Source organism: Halovenus amylolytica (genome assembly GCA_004015825.1).
GTDB lineage: Archaea > Halobacteriota > Halobacteria > Halobacteriales > Haloarculaceae > Halovenus > Halovenus amylolytica.
In genome coordinates this window covers 113,729-129,729 of the sequence record ML137215.1, presented here as the reverse complement: position 1 = coordinate 129,729, position 16,001 = coordinate 113,729, and the positions used below count along the sequence as shown (strand labels likewise).

The following is a 16,001-nucleotide window of genomic DNA, read 5'->3' as shown; positions in this document are numbered from 1 at the left end:
AGATGCTCGGCAACCGGAGTGATCCTCAAGGCTTATATTCATCCTGGAATTAACGGATGAAGAATGGAGTCACCTGGCAGGTCACAGCGAGAGACGTCAACTGTTCACCGTATCGAGATCAGTGTCGACTGGCCACCCGGGCACGTGGTTGTCACACTGATCGATGGGTCGGAGCCGATTCTCGTCGATGCAGGAATGGTCGGCGAAGAGTCCCTGGAACAGCTACAGGCCGGCCTCGCGAACGCCGGACGGTCGCTTTCGGAAATCGAACACCTCGTCGTCACACATCCACACGTCGATCATCTCGGACAGATCCCGGCGATTCAGGAGGCAGCCGACCCGACCGTGTACGCCCCTGCAGGCGTCCGAAAACGACTCGACCGTGACCGCGCCGACCTCGAAGAGACGGTCCGAGTCAACGGGAAAGCAGCCGGGCTGGTTGGATCGACACTGGAGATGGCGATCGAAAAATCGACCGAATCGCTGGAGCGCAATCAGGCACTTCTCGACCCCGAGACGGTCGACCACTGGATCGAACACGACCAGCTGTTCACTGTCGGCGGGCTGGAGCTGCGGGCGATCCACACGCCGGGCCACCAGGCAGATCATCTCTGTTACTACGGCGATCTCGACGGCGAAGCAGTCCTTTTTTCCGGCGATCTCCTGCTGGAGCCGTTCCGATCGGTGATCATCCACACCGGACTCGACGACGGTGTCGAAGATGGTGTCAAGGCCTTCTATACCTCACTAGAGAGACTCGACGGGCTGGACGTGGACCGAGTGTTCCCTGGACACGGGCCCGCGCACCAGCAGTCCGAGGCGATGATCGAACGCTCCCGTGGAAGCCTCGACCGGATGCTCGATCACACCTACGGACTGATCGAGGACGGAGCGACGACTGCACTCGACATTGCAGCCGAACGCTCCGGCGACCGTGAAATCCAGTACGTGCTCTGTGAAGTCGTCGGGGCGCTCGCCTTCCTCGAAGCTGAAGGGCGCCTCGAACGGAGTGTCGAAGACGGCGTCAATCAGTATCACGTCGCCGCCGAGTGAACCGGCCTGCGAGAAGGTGGACGGCTATCGGTCGACTGATTCTGGTAAAAACCTGCTGGTGTGAGCGTTACAGGTCTCTCTGGACACGCAGTTCACTGTCGGTCACCGTCTCGACAGTGTCTGCGGGGACCTCGATATCGTCTTCGTCTGCATCGCCGAAGCCGAGTCCCTGGACGATCGATTCGCCGAGGTCGGGATCCGGTTCGACGTACGCGATCTGTGCGTCGGTATCGACTTCGGTGACGATCCCGATCTGTTCGCCTTCGATGTCCATCAGAAACTTTCCTTCGTCTTCCGTGGAGAGGACGGTCATACCCATCTCTTGACACGGGAGTATATAAAAAACTCTGCATCTCTCTCGCGCCACTTTTGGCCCCGCTCCCTGAACGTGCTGGTATGCTCGACCGTATCCGTGATCTCGGACCTGTCGTCCTCGTTCCAGCCGCCTGGATCGCAACGCTGGCCACTATACTCGACTTTCTTGGCAGTGACGGCATGGCGATTGCACACGCTGTAATGGTTGCGTTCATCTCGTTTTTCCTCCTGACCGGATACCAGTCCATGTCCGACGGTGCCCTGCGAGCCTGGCGTGGCGTGATGATCGTCGGGCTCCCGATTACGGCGGCGGGCTTGGTGGGATTTTTCGTCTCCTCGGGAGCGACCGCGCTGTTTTCGATCAGTCTCGTCGGCTGGATGCTCCTCCCGGCTGCTGGGCTGGCCTACACGGCAGGCGAGATTCCAGACGCCAGAGTGATGTACGCCGGGGCAGCCCTGATTTCGGTGCTCGGTGCCGTCGGCATGCTCGCGTTCATCGCCGGCATGGACGAACTGTTCGCCGTAGTCGGAATCGCACTCGTGGGTATCGGACACACTGTCGGGATCGCCGAAGCATCGCTCCGGGATCAGTCCCACTGAAAGAAATTCGCCGATGGCTACGCAGAGGCGCTCGATTCGACCAGCGTCGTCGCTTTCGACCGCGACTGTTCGACGACGGCTGGTCTGGCCTCGAACTCGATGACGACCTCGTCACCGTACTCCACGGTTTCGACGTGAGCGTTGTCGTGGATCCAGGAGACGATACTCATCGTATCCTCTGTCATCGGCAAGACGAGGCGTTCGCGTTCGAAATCCGGTAGCTCCTGGTGAATCCGGTCTTTCAGCGCCGGAATGTTCTCCGCGGTGCGAGCACTGACGACGATCGGGTTCGGGGCCAGCGCCGACAGTGCCTCGCGTTTGCGGTCGATCTCCTCGTCGTCGACCTGATCGCACTTGTTCAACACCGTGACGATCGGAGCCTCGTTGCGCTCGTAGAGCGTATCGTGGCTCGTCACCAGTTTCTCCCGGATCTCCTCGACAGATTCGGTCACGTCGACGACGAGCAAGACCAGATCCGCCCGGTAGACGGCATCCAGCGTGGATTTGAACGACTCGACCAGCCAGTGTGGGAGATCCGAGATGAATCCCACAGTATCTGTAACGAGTACGTCGCGGCGGTCGAAATCAGCCTGGCGTGTCGTCGTTCCGAGGGTGGTAAACAGGCGGTCTTCGGACTCTGCAGTCGTATCCAGATCCGGATGGATATCCTCGTTTTCGTCGACGGAGAGATCCGCTGCCAGTTGCCGAAGCAACGTCGACTTGCCGGCGTTCGTGTAGCCGGCCAGCGCGACCAGATCGAAGCCGGACTCGCGGCGCTGTTCGCGCCGGTGCTGGTCGGTCTGTTCGATCTGTTCGAGTTCGTCCCGGATCCGGGAGATCTGGGATTTGATATCCCGTTCACGGCTTTCATCGTACTCCCCGAGCCCCATGAACCCGGGGCGCTCGTCCCGTTTCGCGAGGCTGGCTTTCGCCTCGGCGCGTGGCAGTTCGTAGCGCAACTCCGCGAGTTCGACCTGGAGCTGTGCCTTGCGTGTCTGTGCGCGCTGGCCGAAAATCTCCAGGATGAGCCGGAACCGGTCGACGATCCGGACCCCCTCTGGGAGTTTGTTACCGATGTTGAACGTCTGGTAGGGCCCGAGTTCGTTGTCGAGGATCAGCGCAGTCGCATCTTCGGCGGCGATGCGTCTCGCGATTGTTTCGACTTTCCCTTCCCCGAAATGGTAGGCAGGGTCCTCTTTGCGTGTCTGTGTGACGATATCCACGACTTCGTAGCCGGCGGCCCGAGCCAGTTCGACGATCTCGTCGGTCTCGGCCGCACCCGAATCGACGCGCTTTGCGACGACGATCCGTTCACGTTCTCCTGTCACTTGGGTAGTGCTAGGTGACGGTATTATATAAATCCCAGTCGCCGGTGAAACAACTGGTAGCTACCGGGTATCCAGATCGTCTTCGTCCTTGACGATCCGGGTTTCGGCCTCGCCGCTGGAAACCTCGTTGACCAGATCGTAGAACTCGTTTTGCATCCCGGCTGGAAACTCGACGACGCCGATCCAGGAGCCGTCGGGCTGCCACTCCTCGCGTTCGAGATCGCCGAACTGCCGGATCTTCGCTTGCCCACTGCCCGCGTAGTCGGCTGGCAGCTGTGTCGCGACGGTGACGGTGTCGAACCGGATCGGAATCACCGGGCGCAGGGCATCGAGTGCCTCGTCGACCTGGGGTTCGACCGGTTCCATCGGGTCGATCCGGAAATCGGTCTCTTCGAGGGCGGACTCGATCCGTTCCGGTGGGTGTGGCGCGTCGTCCATCTGTGGATTGACCGCGTTGCGCGCGATGCGGTTGATGAGATTTTTCCGCTTTTTTTCCTGCATCTCTTGGCGCTGCTCCGCGGTGATCTGGATCTCTCCCTCTTTGATCACCTCCGGAATGATTTCGAGGGGATCTGTGGTACCGAACACCTCTTCGAGAGCGTTCTCGGGTGGCCTGTCCCCGCGCGAGGCATCCTCGAAGACGTCTTCGGCTGCGATGACGTCTTCGAGTTCCCCGTCGAACTCGCCACGTTTGATCTCCAGCGCTGCATCGGGATCGACCAGCACTTCGAATCGCTCCCCGTGTGATTCGAGCCGTGCGGTTACGGCCTCTTCAAGTGATATCATACCGTGGTCTATTTGCGGATCAGTTAAATTTGTTCGCTCTGTGGCGAAGAAGTTCCGCGGCCGCGAGATACTCCCTGCTACCCGAGGAAGTACTGCAGCCTTGGGTTGTTTCACACGAACTGGGAAGAGCCAGAAGTTATATGACTTGCTACTAACCAATATCATACGAACGTAACAATGGCCACTAGACAATTAGAGTCTGAACTGTTCGGGCGGAGCATCTCGTTCGAATACTCAGAGAACTGGGTCGGATACTCACTCCTCTCGTTACGGCTCATCATGGGCTGGACGTTCTTCTACGCGGGGATAATCAAGGTGGTAGACCCCGAGTGGAGCGTCAGAGAGTTTCTGCTGTTCGCCGTCCCAGAAGGCAATCCGTTCGGGAGTATCTGGGTGACGATGGCAAACGACTGGGCTTGGTTGTTGACACCGCTAAACCAGGTCGGTCTGACCCTCATCGGTCTGGGTCTTCTGACCGGGACACTCCTGCGTCTGAGCGCGTTCTGGGGGGCTGTCATGATGCTCTTTTACTGGTCCGCGCACTTCCCGTTCGAAAACAGTCTCATATTCAGTGAGCACATGATCTATGTATTCCTGCTCTTCGGGCTCGGTGCGTTCGGAGCAGGCCGCATCTTCGGTATCGACGCCAAACTCGAACAGCTCGAGTTCGTTGAAAACCATCCCAGATTGAAAATCCTGATGGGGTAAGAGCGGCCGGTTTTGTGCCGAGGGGTCGACGTTACCCTGTCAGGAGAGTCATGCTACCGTCGCGGTTCTTTTTACCTGTTGGGACCGAACGGAGTCTGGTCACATCACGAATACTAGTGCCTACGTAGCCCGGCGGTAGTACCTCGCAACAACCACGATCCGTCGGGAAAATATAATGGTCGTCGTCTCGATACCATCGCTATGGGCGAGAAAAAAGACACATCTCAACAGAGAACAGACGAGTCCGGACAGCACCACTCCGGAGCGGCAGAGACTCTGACAGCGAGTACAGACGAAGCATACGTTGCAGATACGGTCACTTTCCAGGGCCGCTCGCTCGCAGCAAATCAGAGCTACGAACTCCATTGGCACACATACAGTGGTCGGTGGGGCGTCCTCGAAGCTAACGAGATTCTTGGGCCACAGTACCAGCACCGAACCGAACTGATCGCCACCGTGACCACCGACGACTCGGGTCAGTTCGAAGAGCAGTGGCGCGTCTTCGAAGACTTCGGTGGAACACACACTGTCGAACTCCGCCAGGACGACTCGGTCGTCGACCAGACTGAACTGGAGATTCTACCGTGGTTCGAACTCGACCAGACGACAGTCCAACTGGGAGACACAGTCACGCTTAGCGGCTACGGGATCGGACCAGACGTGGCCTACAGCAACTATCAGGTCACCTGGGACAACGGGTATGTCGGCTTTGTCACCGGCGTACAGAACCGCGGGACAGCTAAAGCCAAAGTTAGAGCTGTCGGCCCGCTGGGTACACATGTACTCCAGGTATGGCGAAACTTCAGTGGGATCCCCTACCTCCAGAATAACACCCAGTCGCCATACGGACCGGTCGGACAGGGGAGACCGCATCGTTTTACCATCGAAGTTACCGAACCCGACGACCCACCAGCGACGGCATGGGTAGACTCACAACTCGACGAGAGTCCGATCAGCGCTCACTACCCCGAGATAGATGTCGATGGGGAGGCGACGCTCGAACTGACCCCACAGTCAGGCCAGGCCGGAACGAGTGTGTTCATCGACGGGCGACAGTTTCCGCCGGAAGAGACCATCGATCTCGTCTGGTTCCGTCACGAAGGTCACCACAGGCAGGGGAATATCACACCGGAACCAGCCCTGGATGTCCTCCCCAGCGTGACGAGCGACGAAGATGGCCGCTTCCAGGTCGAAATAGAGATTCCGTCCGGCCAGGGCGGAACGCGCCCGATCGCTGCCGTCGCCGACGGGAAACCACTCGCACTGTCGGGAGTCGTCGTCCAGCCAGCGATCGAGCAGTTCGAACCGACGAGCGGTCCCGTCGGGACGACGATAACGATCGAACTGTCGGGTATCGGGTGGACGAGCTACGAGAACCAGCCGTTTTTCCTCTACGATAACAAGCCACTGGGTGTCGTCTCTAGCACCACCGAAGACAGCAGGAACGGCATCGTCCGGGTGGAGTTTCCCGCTACCGGTGATCCGGGATGGCACTTCATCGACGTCTATCCGACTCTCGCGACAGTCGAGGCGGACGAACCCGACTTCGAACGGTGGCCGCACCTCTCGTACTTGCACAATCACCCGGTGCGACCACTGCCTGGGATGCACTTCGCGTTCGAAGTCACCGAATAAAGGCACTGCTCGTGGCGTGAACTACTTTACCCTGCGCGCTGTGCTATAGAGTGATGCAACATCCTTCGGAGAAACACGCAGACCCGACACTGTCTCCAGGATTCGTCCATGCGGTGCACGACCAGTTGCTACGCTACGACGGGATGCGGGCTGGCTCGGAGCGTCCGTGCCCGGGGTGTGCAGCGACCACCCTGCGGAAGAACGGCTACCAGGCGGCGGGAAAAACGTTTGCCCGACTAGTCACCGACGATGGTTTCGAGACAGTCACACTCGAAGTCCAGTTGTACGAGTGCAAGCAGTGTGGACGGTCGTTCCAGGGTGACCTCTCGGAGTTTTTCTACGCGGACTGTGCGTACGCACGACCGATCGTCGACCTCTGTCTGTTTCACGTTGTAGACCACTCCTGCCAATCCGTCGAGCGAATTCTCGGGCAGTGGTACGGGCTGCAGGTAGATAGAGACACTATCGAGCGCTACGACCAGCGACACGGCCCACTGTCGACACCGAGAGAACACGTTTCGGTGGATGGGTCAGAACTGTCGGTTCCCTTTCTGGCCTTCCTCTTCGGTGAGAGCGGAGCGGAGAGTCACCAGTTCGCCGTCAGCAGGCACACTGCCCTGTGGTGATCGTCACTCGTCGGTCTCGCGGACCTCCTCGGGGAGCGTCTCGTGGACCTTGCTGTCTGGAAACCGCCGGAGATCATCGGGCTCGAGGTCGGCGTGGTAGCGGTACTTTTCGTCTGCGTCTGCGTCGCCCCAGTTGCTCCCCATGTACGCGAGGATATCTTCCTCTAGCGAGAGAATCCGGCCATCGAGACCACCCGACGTGACGTAAGCGTTCTCGACAGAACCGAAGTAGTACGTGCAGTTCTCGAACTCGAACGAGTCCATCACTGAACACTCGACATTGCCGATCGCGTTTGCCAGAAGCGGTACGTCGACGTCCTTTCCTGGAACCGTCTCCAGCCCCAGGTGGTCGATTTTGTCAACGTCACGCCCGCTGACCGTCCCAGCCAGTGAGAGTGCATCTATCATCTCTCCCGACGGGGCGGCCAGAACGAACTCGGGGTTTTCCTCGATGAGTTCGTACGTGTAGGTTCGCTGGCTGACAGAGAGAAGATATCGAAACGGGTCGTAGCCTGCCAGCATGAACCACGACGCAGTCATAATGTTCGGGCCGCCCGACTCGCTGTTGGTCACAACGAGTGAGACGACCTTCGGTTTGAACAGCGCTGTCGAATCCATCTCCGTGATCTCGTCGAAGACTTCGGAGGCGTCTGACGGTACCATGCTACTGCCTTCCAAGTCGACAATTAAAACTGTATCCCTCCAGCCGAGGTGACCGAACACCAACGGTTCTCCTTCCTGAACCGTAGGAATCGACAGCAAATATATATGGACGGTCAGAGTAATCATCGGCATGGACGAGATGCAAGACAATTCTCGCGAGGAGAGCTACGGCTTGCGGAGTCAGCGTGGCGACCAACAGAGCCAGCGCGGGACACTCGTACTCAGTGACGACGACGCTTACGTCGGCGAAACTATCCTCATCCAGGGCCGAAACCTGCCCGAAGATGAAGAGTTCGAGTTGCACTGGAAATCTGTCCAGGGCGAGTGGGGCGTGCTCAGAGCCCACGAGATAGTTGGGCCACAGTACCGGCCCCGGGTCGACACTCTCGCCAGTGTCCAGACCGACGGCTCGGGTGCCTTCGACATGGAGTTTGCCATCCCCGAAGACTACGGAGGCGACCATATTATCAAACTCGTAGACAGTAATGGTGACCAAATCGACGACGCGGAAATAGAGGTTATCCCACATTTCGAACTGCTCAACGACACGGCGGAACTCGGGGATACATTTACCATCAGAGGTTACGGGATCGGGCCGGACATCATGGTGAACAACTATCCAGTCGTCTGGGACAACGGCTACGTGGGCTTCATGACCGGTGTGCAAAACCGGGGGACGGCGACTGCAGAGATCCGTGCGGCCGGGCCACCGGGCAAACACGTCCTGCAGGTCTGGCGGAGCCATCTCGGTATCCCCTTCCTCCAGAACAACACACAGTCCCCGTACGGGAAAGTCTCTGACGGGCGCAAGCGGACCTGGACCGTCGAAGTGACCGAGCCCGAAAGCGAATTACCAACATCGTGGGTCGACCCGCTGCTGGACGAGAGTCCGATCGAACTGCACTACCCCGAGATCGACGAAGATACCGAGGCCAGCCTCGATATCACTCCCGAGTGCGGGCAGGCAGGAACGACCGCGATCATCTCCGGGTCGGGGTTCCCGTCCAATACCGAGGTAAATCTCATCTGGTATCGCCACGATGGTCACGAGCCACAGGGCAAGAACCAGCCCCCAGACCACACTATCTGGGCGGATCCGTTTCCGGACGTCCTTCCAACTGTCAGTACCGACAGTGATGGCTCCTTCCAGGTCGAGATAGAGATTCCAGTCGACGTCGGTTCCACACGGCCGATCACCGCCGAGGTCCACGGTCGAGAGATAGCCGTCACTGGCTTTATGATGCAACCGTCGATCGAGACGTTCGAACCGACGAGTGGCCCAGTCGGAACCGAGATTGAAATCGAACTGACCGGTATCGGCTGGACGATGTACGAAACCACCCCGATGTTCGTCTACGACAACGACATGTTGGGCTACTCCTGTGCACTCAGTGGGCCACAGCGGAACAAACTACGGACGGTCCTTCGGGCGTCTGGACAGCCAGGCCACCACTTCATCGACGTCTATCCAGCGATCTTTACCGCCGAGGAGGACGATCCCGACTATCAGCTCAAGCCCCACCTCTCCTATCTGGACAACCATCCGGTCCGCCCGCTCCCTGCCTGTCACTTCACGTTCGAAGTCACAGAGTAGCCCCTACGACTCTTCTCCTTTCGCCCGTACGGACACAGTTGTCTTCATCACCGATAGTGGACGTATGTTTGTCCGGTCACGTTAATCACGTTAGTATCAGACGAAGTTCGGAGTATATCACGTTACCATACTAAAATGCGCCCACATCTTCGCGAAATCGATGCCATAATTTAATTATCTGGAAATCGTGGTGTCTTCCATGAGTTCGAAAGAAGATACACAACGGGGAGAGTCTGTTATACAGGGCCGACAGAAACGGCCCGGTGTCTCGGGGGTTTCACGGCGGACGTTCCTGGCGACGGGTGCAACGGGGGTAGTGGCGTCTCTAGTCGGTTGTCTCGGTAGTTCAGGGTCGTCTTCGTCGTTGCCGTCGGCGACGTACCGCCACCGGTACCAGCGCTCCGGGCTCGACGCCGCACCGAACGATGCGGGTGTCGAACTCGGACTCTGGGAGGAGGAAGGGATCGATGTCGAGTTCACCACGTCCAATGGATCACAGGCAGCAGCCCAATCGATCGCACAGGGGCAAGACAAGTTCGGCAATGCCGAGATATCTGCGGTGTTGCGACAGATTCAGGAAGGGTCGTCGTTGCGGATCATCGGGCAGGTCATCGACCCGATGGCTGGTGTTGTCTCGACGGCGGAGGCAGGCATCGAATCCTGGACCGATATGGAGGGCAAAGTTATCGGGCAGTATCCTTTCGGCGCGACTGGTCCACTGGCGATGGCGGCTCTCGAAAAACGTGGTGGCGATCCGTCGAACGTCGAGACGCGAAATATGCAACCTGGATCAGAGGAGGCACTCATGATGGAGGGAGAGATCGATGCGGCGGTCACGTACTTCCCACAGGCTGTTGCCCGGCTAGAGCAGAACGGATACGAGACGAACGTCCTCATCATCACCAACGTTCTGGAAAATCTGGGCGTCTCTCTGTTTACCCGACAGGAAGTCATCGACGACGAGACAGAGCTGGTAAACAGCTTCGTCCGGGGATGGCTCCGTGCCCACAAGATGTTCGCAACTGATCTCGACGCCGTTATAGAGGCCTACAGGGACAAGGTACCAAACTTCGACGAAGAGCTCGTAATGACGACGGTCGGACCAATCTACGCCTCACGAGTGCCCACCAGAGAACTCGGGACTTCGAGAGGAAAAGGATGGACACCAGCAGACCAGCTGGAGACCACCCAGTCAGTGTTACGTGACGCTGGCCTCCTCGAAGAAAGCCGTGATGTCGAGGAGTACTACACGAACGAGTACATCGAGGACAATCAGGAACTGGCAATCGAAACGGCCGAGGCCTTCTACGAGGCACTCGATGCGGACTACGACGTTGGCCCGGACTATGTGTAACTGTCGCCAGCGACACCAGTTCCCGATGTGCTATGGAAGAGAGTAAACAGCAGGCTGTACAGGTACGTCTCTCGAACATCTACACGGCACTGAGCCGTCGAACTGTCGCCTTGCCGGGCGTGATGTTCGTCGTCGTCGTAATCGGGTGGGAGTTCGGGATCCCTGCTCTCGGCGTCGAATCCTACATACTGCCAACACCGTCGGAGATACTGGCTAGTTTCGTCGAAGAGTATCCGACGATTATCGAACACCTGCAGTACACGCTCAAAGCCTTTGCCGTGGGCTTTGTTATGACTGTCGTCGGTGGCTACCTGCTGGCGCTGGCGATGGCGGAGTGGTCGATACTGGAGACGGTTCTGTACCCCTACGTGATCGCGGCCCGTTCGATACCGATTATCACGCTGTTGCCGATCTTTATCGTGTGGCTCGGTTTCGGCTTCTCCTCGATCGTCGCGATTAGCCATCTCATCAGCTTCTTCGCGATGGTCGTAAACTCCCTCTCTGGATTCAAATCGACCGACGAGGAGCTCGTCGAGATGGTCCAGAGTTTCTCCGGCAACCGACGGGATGTATTCTGGAACGTCTACCTCTACTCCTCGCTGCCGTACGTGTTCGCTGGTATCAAGATCTGTGTCATTCTCGCGTTCACCGGCGTTATCGCCGGTGAGTATCTCGTCGGGACCGAGGGGATCGGCCATCTCATCCTCCAGTACAACAACTCGTTCGCGACGGACGCGATGTTCGCCACCATCCTGGCTATCTCGGTGACGCAACTGCTCCTGTTCGGACTTGTCGTCGCGATCGAGCGAAAAGTGGTCTCCTGGGGTGACGGCGTCGCCCAGAGTGTTTGAGAGTGGCTAGTATGTTCGAAAAAAAGGACCGCAGCCGGTTACGAGACGACTTTTAAATACGTCACGCTGCAATGGAGTCGTATGTCTCAATCGGTCTCTGTCGTCGGGTTGCGGAAATCGTACGGATCGGATGCGGACCCCCTCGCTGTCCTCGAGGATGTTTCTTTCGACGTGACGGCCGGTGAGTTCGTCGCCATCGTGGGGCCATCGGGCTGTGGAAAGACGACCCTGCTGAAAAGTATAGCTGGTATCGTCGATACCGACAGCGGTGAAATCGTCACCGGTCAGGGGCCGGTAACCGGCCCGTCAGACGAGATCGCGATGGTGTTTCAGGACTTCCGGTTGCTCCCCTGGAAGACCGTGCTCGAAAACGTCGTGATGGGGCTCGATATACAACCTGATCGGAGCGACCGCGAGGCTGAAGGAGTCGCCAGAGAGTGGATAGAAACTGTCGGGCTGGCTGGATCCGAACAGAGCTACCCCTCGGAGCTATCTGGTGGAATGAAACAGCGTGTCGGTCTGGCTCGTGCGCTGGCAGTCGACCCGGACATCCTGTTGATGGACGAGCCGTTCGGGTCACTGGATGCCCAGACCAGAGACAGGCTCCAGACCGAACTCCTCCAGCTGTGGAACTCGGAGCAGACGACCATCCTGTTCGTCACACACGATATCAGCGAGGCGATCTATCTGGCCGACCGAATCCTGGTGATCTCGTCGAAGCCGGCGACGATTACGGCTGAATTCGAGGTGAACCTGCAGCGACCACGGTGGGGCCGACGGGTCGAAATCGAAGGCAGTAACGAGTTCGAACGACTGAGGAACCGGCTCAGAAAAAAACTCGGTCTAACTGTCGAGCGGTAATTGCTGGAACCGACTACACCTCGACGATGCTGAACTGATTCGTCGCGATGCCAACGTTATAGAACTCGGCACCCGAGTCGGTGACCGTCACTTCGTAGCCGTAGGTGCCCGGTTCGAGATCTTCCGTTTCCAGAGCCCCGTACCATTGAGGATCCTCCTCTTCGGTATCAGCCTGCCACGATAGCTCTACGTCGCTGAACGCATCGTCTGTCGACGAAATCGTGACAGAATCGAGGCCGTCACTCCCGACCTGTTCACCTGTTGCACTGTCCCAGACGCCAATGACGAACGTTACATCCATCTCCTGGCTGAACTGCCGTTCGGGTGAACAGCTGCCGATGAAACCATCACCGTAGTCCTCTGGTGCTGAACCGTCCCAGTACGTGTTGGTCGTGACCACGTAGTTCGTCGGGTCGGCATACTCGATAATCTCGATCGAATTCTCTAGAATGCCGACGCTCCGATAGTTGGCATCACCGTTGGAGACTTCGACCGTGTAGCTGATACTCCCTGGTTCGGTGTCTTCCGGAACCGTCCAGGCTCCGGCCCACTCGTCTGCGGGATCCTCTTCGTCGTCACCCGCCCAGCCAAGTTCGACGGTTTCGCCTCCGTCGACGTTGACGTTCACCGAACTGAGGTCTTCGTCGGTCAACTGGTCACCCGTATCTGGGTCGTAAATACCCACGTAGAAGATGACCTGCATCCCCGGAACGAACCGTCGCGTCGCAGAACACGAGGAGGCGAACTGGGCACTTTCGGGGACCCCTTCGCTCCCGGTACCCGTCTCTGCTGTCACGACGAAATTTTCTGGCTGGGCTGACGATCCATCGGAGTCCCCGGTGTTGTTATCATCGCCATCATCGCCGTTGCCGGAACAGCCGGCTAACACTGTTGCCCATGTCGCTGCTCCCGCAGCGAGCAGGCGTCGGCGTGTTGTTGAACCGCGTGTTGGCGACTCGGTCGACAGTTCGTCTGAGCTCACAGACCCACCGCTGGAACTCGTCTGGTCTTTTGGCTGACTCATGTCTAACAACATTGAAATTACTGGCTAATAAAGGTACCCCCTAAATTATACATACGTTTATAAAACTTAAAAACTATAACGTTGAGGACAGCCATTTTTAAGTATATTGGCCTCCGAGATTCTATCGTTGTAATAATGCCACGAAAGAATCGTCAAGAAAATGCAGGTGACAGTGCCGATAACGCGAAAACCACACGGCGTCGTCTCCTCGCGTCGGGGGCAACGGTCTGGACGACTGTGAGTCTCGCAGGCTGTAGCTACATCACAGATCCTGGAGCACCGGATCAGGATGAATCAGACACAGGAGATCAGGACGGCACCGACACCGGGGGTAATACTACGACCGATGGAACGGGCGAAAACGCGACAGTTACCAACGAGACGACGACGACCAACGACACAGATGGCGGGGACGACTGTGCGAACAGTCGGGAGTTCCCAGCAGGACGGGAAGTCGGACTTAATGTCGGTGTCTACAACAGCAAAACCGGGGAGTATCTCGGCGGTGATGCGATCGATCAGGTCACTGTCGAGTTTCCAAATGCCGACTTCGACCCACTTGAACTCTCCTGGTCGGGGCCACACGAGCAGTATATCCCCGACGGCTGGGGTGGAAAAATACAGACAGACCCCGATATGGAACCGGGAACGTACCAGTACGAGATACATATCGAGGGGGCCGATGTATTCGACGGGAAAGAAACGATTGCCGACCGATTCTCCATCCGCTGAGAGTGGTATCAACGCCGAACAAACATCCAGTTAAAAGATCGCACGTGCTATGTGGCATAATTAAGAGAGGGAGTAGGGAAAGAACTGCAACCGGTTCCCGAGACGGTAGTTTGTCATACTGCCGGCTGTACGAAACTGACAGATTTCGACCTCCGTGGGGTGAGCCGAACAACGTGCGGCGATCCCCGTGAGTACTCGTTCTCACGGTGGTCGACTATCTTGACGAATGCATAGCCACCAGTATACGCCGAGACGATGAGTGTCTGCGATTACAGTTCCCCTCTTCGACTGGGACTGTTGTCGATCCACGGCACAGCGTGAACGGACTCCAAAGACGGCGCTGCATCCTCTCCCGACTGCGCTGCTTGCCCGCCTGCGCGGACTGCGCTGCTCGTCGAGGAAGGGGGCTTCGCGCCTGCAATCAGCTAAATGTGGGTCGGCGACCGGACGAACCCGCAATCGTGGGGCCTTCTTACCTGATCTATTCTGGAGCGTCTCGCTGGCGTTTCGTTCTCAGCACACGTTTCCAGTGGCCCGGCCACTCGGTATCCAATCTGTTCGTGGATCGCAAACTCTGCGGCGAGTTTTTCCGGGACAACCCGCAAAATGCCGGATAGAGACCGCATGTGGTGTATGTATAAGGTGCTATGTTGATTCGAGTTTTTTTCTAACTGTATATATGGGGTATTATATATGTATAATTAATTGATATAAATACCCCCCTGTATACCGTGGGAGAATCACGATTGTGGAAACCTGTGCATGTGGAGATGTGAGCGAATATGAGTCAATCCACAGATTCAACGGAAGAAACAGAACCCGAGATGGAGGAGCCAGAGAGCAGGTTACGGCGACTTGCTGCGCTGGGTACTGCCGCCGCTGGCATCTCCCTGGCTGGCTGTTCCGGGGACGACGACGAATCGCCGACTGACGACGCCTCAGAAGACGACAACGGGACTGATGATAGTGACCCGGATGATAGCGAGACAGATGGTGGTGACACCGACGGTGGAGACGACGAGGAACTCCCGGACTTGAGTGAGCTGTCAACCGGAGAGTTGACCCAGATGCAACCGCCCGACTACGAGCCCGATACCCAGGTTGGGATGGTCATCGACCTCCAGCGGTGTGTTGGCTGTGACTCCTGTAACATCGCGTGTAAACAGGAGAACAACGTCGAGGAGGGCAAAGCCTGGGCCCACCGGATCCAGGAAACCTCCGGAACCTTCCCCGACGTTGCCTACGAGTACAAACCGAACCTCTGTAACCAGTGTCGGGAGGCCCCGTGTATGGACGCCTGTCCGACACCGTCGCTCAACAAGGGACCCGGCGGGATCACGATGCAGAACCCGGACGCCTGTATCGGCTGCTGGCAGTGTGTCGACGCCTGTCCCTACGACAAGAGCTTCAAAAACGAGCGCGGCGAGGAGACCCACGAGCGCTGGCGGAGCGACGAGGCGACGATGGAGGGGATGGCCTCACCCGCAGAGGTCACCGAAGCCGCCGGCGGCAACGTCCTCCCGTACTCGAATCCGAACAGAGAACGCGACGACCACGAGTCAGCCCTGCGCAGGCCGGGCATCGCAGAGAAATGCACCATGTGTTACCACCGGGTGAGAGAGCAGGAGCTCCCCGCCTGTGTCGAGGAGTGTCCGACCGACGCCCGGATCTTCGGCGACCTCGACGACCCGGACAGCACGGTCAGCCAGCTGGTCGACGAGTACGGCTCCTGGCGGTGGAAAGAAGAACTCGGAACAGAGCCGAAAGTGCACTACATCAGAGATTTCGACGGGAGCGACGACCAGGGTGGTCACGACGCCGGCAAAGGTGAAGTGCCCGAAATCAAAGAACGCCACGAACTGTACAGGTGA

The 16,001-nt window shown here is 58.0% G+C and carries 16 protein-coding genes; 11 read left to right on the top strand and 5 right to left on the bottom strand.

Annotation, left to right across the window (positions count from 1 at the left end; genetic code table 11):
* Positions 1-63: 63 nt before the first annotated feature.
* Positions 64-1,053, top strand: a complete 990-nt coding sequence (locus EOW68_RS00615; protein ID WP_128223237.1) for an MBL fold metallo-hydrolase — start codon at positions 64-66, stop codon at positions 1,051-1,053.
* Between the two features lie 67 nt (positions 1,054-1,120).
* Here EOW68_RS00615 and EOW68_RS00610 read toward each other — a convergent pair whose 3' ends face one another.
* Positions 1,121-1,366 carry a DUF8593 domain-containing protein gene (locus EOW68_RS00610; RefSeq protein ID WP_128223236.1) on the bottom strand — a complete coding sequence of 82 codons (246 nt, stop codon included), beginning with the start codon at positions 1,364-1,366 and terminating at the stop codon, positions 1,121-1,123.
* An 83-nt stretch (positions 1,367-1,449) separates the two neighbouring features.
* Here EOW68_RS00610 and EOW68_RS00605 point away from each other — a divergent pair, with 83 nt between their 5' ends.
* The gene (locus tag EOW68_RS00605) at positions 1,450-1,968 is read left to right on the top strand and encodes a hypothetical protein (protein ID WP_128223235.1); all 519 of its coding nucleotides are present in this window, start codon (positions 1,450-1,452) and stop codon (positions 1,966-1,968) included.
* A 17-nt stretch (positions 1,969-1,985) separates the two neighbouring features.
* On the opposite strand, the gene hflX is transcribed toward EOW68_RS00605, so the two are convergent.
* Both hflX and EOW68_RS00595 read right to left on the bottom strand, forming a co-directional pair.
* Positions 1,986-3,296, bottom strand: coding sequence for a GTPase HflX (gene hflX, locus EOW68_RS00600; protein ID WP_128223234.1), 1,311 nt, complete (start codon positions 3,294-3,296; stop codon positions 1,986-1,988).
* A gap of 60 nt (positions 3,297-3,356) precedes the next feature.
* Positions 3,357-4,082: a ribosome assembly factor SBDS gene (locus tag EOW68_RS00595; RefSeq protein ID WP_128223233.1), complete on the bottom strand. Its 726-nt coding sequence runs from the start codon at positions 4,080-4,082 to the stop codon at positions 3,357-3,359.
* A gap of 177 nt (positions 4,083-4,259) precedes the next feature.
* Between EOW68_RS00595 and EOW68_RS00590 the strand changes: the two genes are divergently transcribed.
* From EOW68_RS00590 to EOW68_RS00580, 3 genes are all read left to right on the top strand, one after another.
* Positions 4,260-4,790: a DoxX family membrane protein gene (locus EOW68_RS00590; RefSeq protein WP_128223232.1), complete on the top strand. Its 531-nt coding sequence runs from the start codon at positions 4,260-4,262 to the stop codon at positions 4,788-4,790.
* Between the two features lie 201 nt (positions 4,791-4,991).
* Positions 4,992-6,425, top strand: coding sequence for a hypothetical protein (locus EOW68_RS00585; RefSeq protein WP_128223231.1), 1,434 nt, complete (start codon positions 4,992-4,994; stop codon positions 6,423-6,425).
* A 53-nt stretch (positions 6,426-6,478) separates the two neighbouring features.
* On the top strand, positions 6,479-7,051 hold the full coding sequence (locus EOW68_RS00580; RefSeq protein ID WP_128223230.1) for a hypothetical protein: 573 nt from the start codon (positions 6,479-6,481) through the stop codon (positions 7,049-7,051).
* A 3-nt stretch (positions 7,052-7,054) separates the two neighbouring features.
* Here the strand turns inward: EOW68_RS00580 and EOW68_RS00575 are convergent, their stop codons facing one another.
* Positions 7,055-7,714 (bottom strand): flavin reductase family protein, encoded by a 660-nt coding sequence (locus EOW68_RS00575; protein ID WP_128223229.1) that lies wholly within the window; start codon positions 7,712-7,714, stop codon positions 7,055-7,057.
* A gap of 130 nt (positions 7,715-7,844) precedes the next feature.
* Here EOW68_RS00575 and EOW68_RS00570 point away from each other — a divergent pair, with 130 nt between their 5' ends.
* The 4 genes from EOW68_RS00570 (at position 7,845) to EOW68_RS00555 (ending at position 12,374) form a co-directional block, all read left to right on the top strand.
* Complete coding sequence (locus EOW68_RS00570; RefSeq protein WP_431358675.1) at positions 7,845-9,308, top strand: hypothetical protein; 1,464 nt, start codon at positions 7,845-7,847, stop codon at positions 9,306-9,308.
* 199 nt (positions 9,309-9,507) lie between these two features.
* Complete coding sequence (locus EOW68_RS00565; RefSeq protein ID WP_128223228.1) at positions 9,508-10,662, top strand: ABC transporter substrate-binding protein; 1,155 nt, start codon at positions 9,508-9,510, stop codon at positions 10,660-10,662.
* A gap of 32 nt (positions 10,663-10,694) precedes the next feature.
* A complete protein-coding gene (locus tag EOW68_RS00560; RefSeq protein WP_128223227.1) occupies positions 10,695-11,513 on the top strand; it encodes an ABC transporter permease in 819 nt (272 codons plus the stop codon).
* A gap of 81 nt (positions 11,514-11,594) precedes the next feature.
* Positions 11,595-12,374, top strand: a complete 780-nt coding sequence (locus EOW68_RS00555; RefSeq protein ID WP_128223226.1) for an ABC transporter ATP-binding protein — start codon at positions 11,595-11,597, stop codon at positions 12,372-12,374.
* Between the two features lie 13 nt (positions 12,375-12,387).
* On the opposite strand, the gene EOW68_RS00550 is transcribed toward EOW68_RS00555, so the two are convergent.
* The gene (locus EOW68_RS00550) at positions 12,388-13,356 is read right to left on the bottom strand and encodes a hypothetical protein (RefSeq protein WP_431358674.1); all 969 of its coding nucleotides are present in this window, start codon (positions 13,354-13,356) and stop codon (positions 12,388-12,390) included.
* 177 nt (positions 13,357-13,533) lie between these two features.
* Between EOW68_RS00550 and EOW68_RS00545 the strand changes: the two genes are divergently transcribed.
* Together EOW68_RS00545 and EOW68_RS00540 are read left to right on the top strand one after the other, a co-directional pair.
* Entirely contained in the window at positions 13,534-14,130 is a 597-nt protein-coding gene (locus tag EOW68_RS00545) for a hypothetical protein (protein ID WP_128223225.1), read from the top strand.
* Between the two features lie 782 nt (positions 14,131-14,912).
* Positions 14,913-16,001 (top strand): 4Fe-4S dicluster domain-containing protein, encoded by a 1,089-nt coding sequence (locus tag EOW68_RS00540; RefSeq protein WP_431358673.1) that lies wholly within the window; start codon positions 14,913-14,915, stop codon positions 15,999-16,001.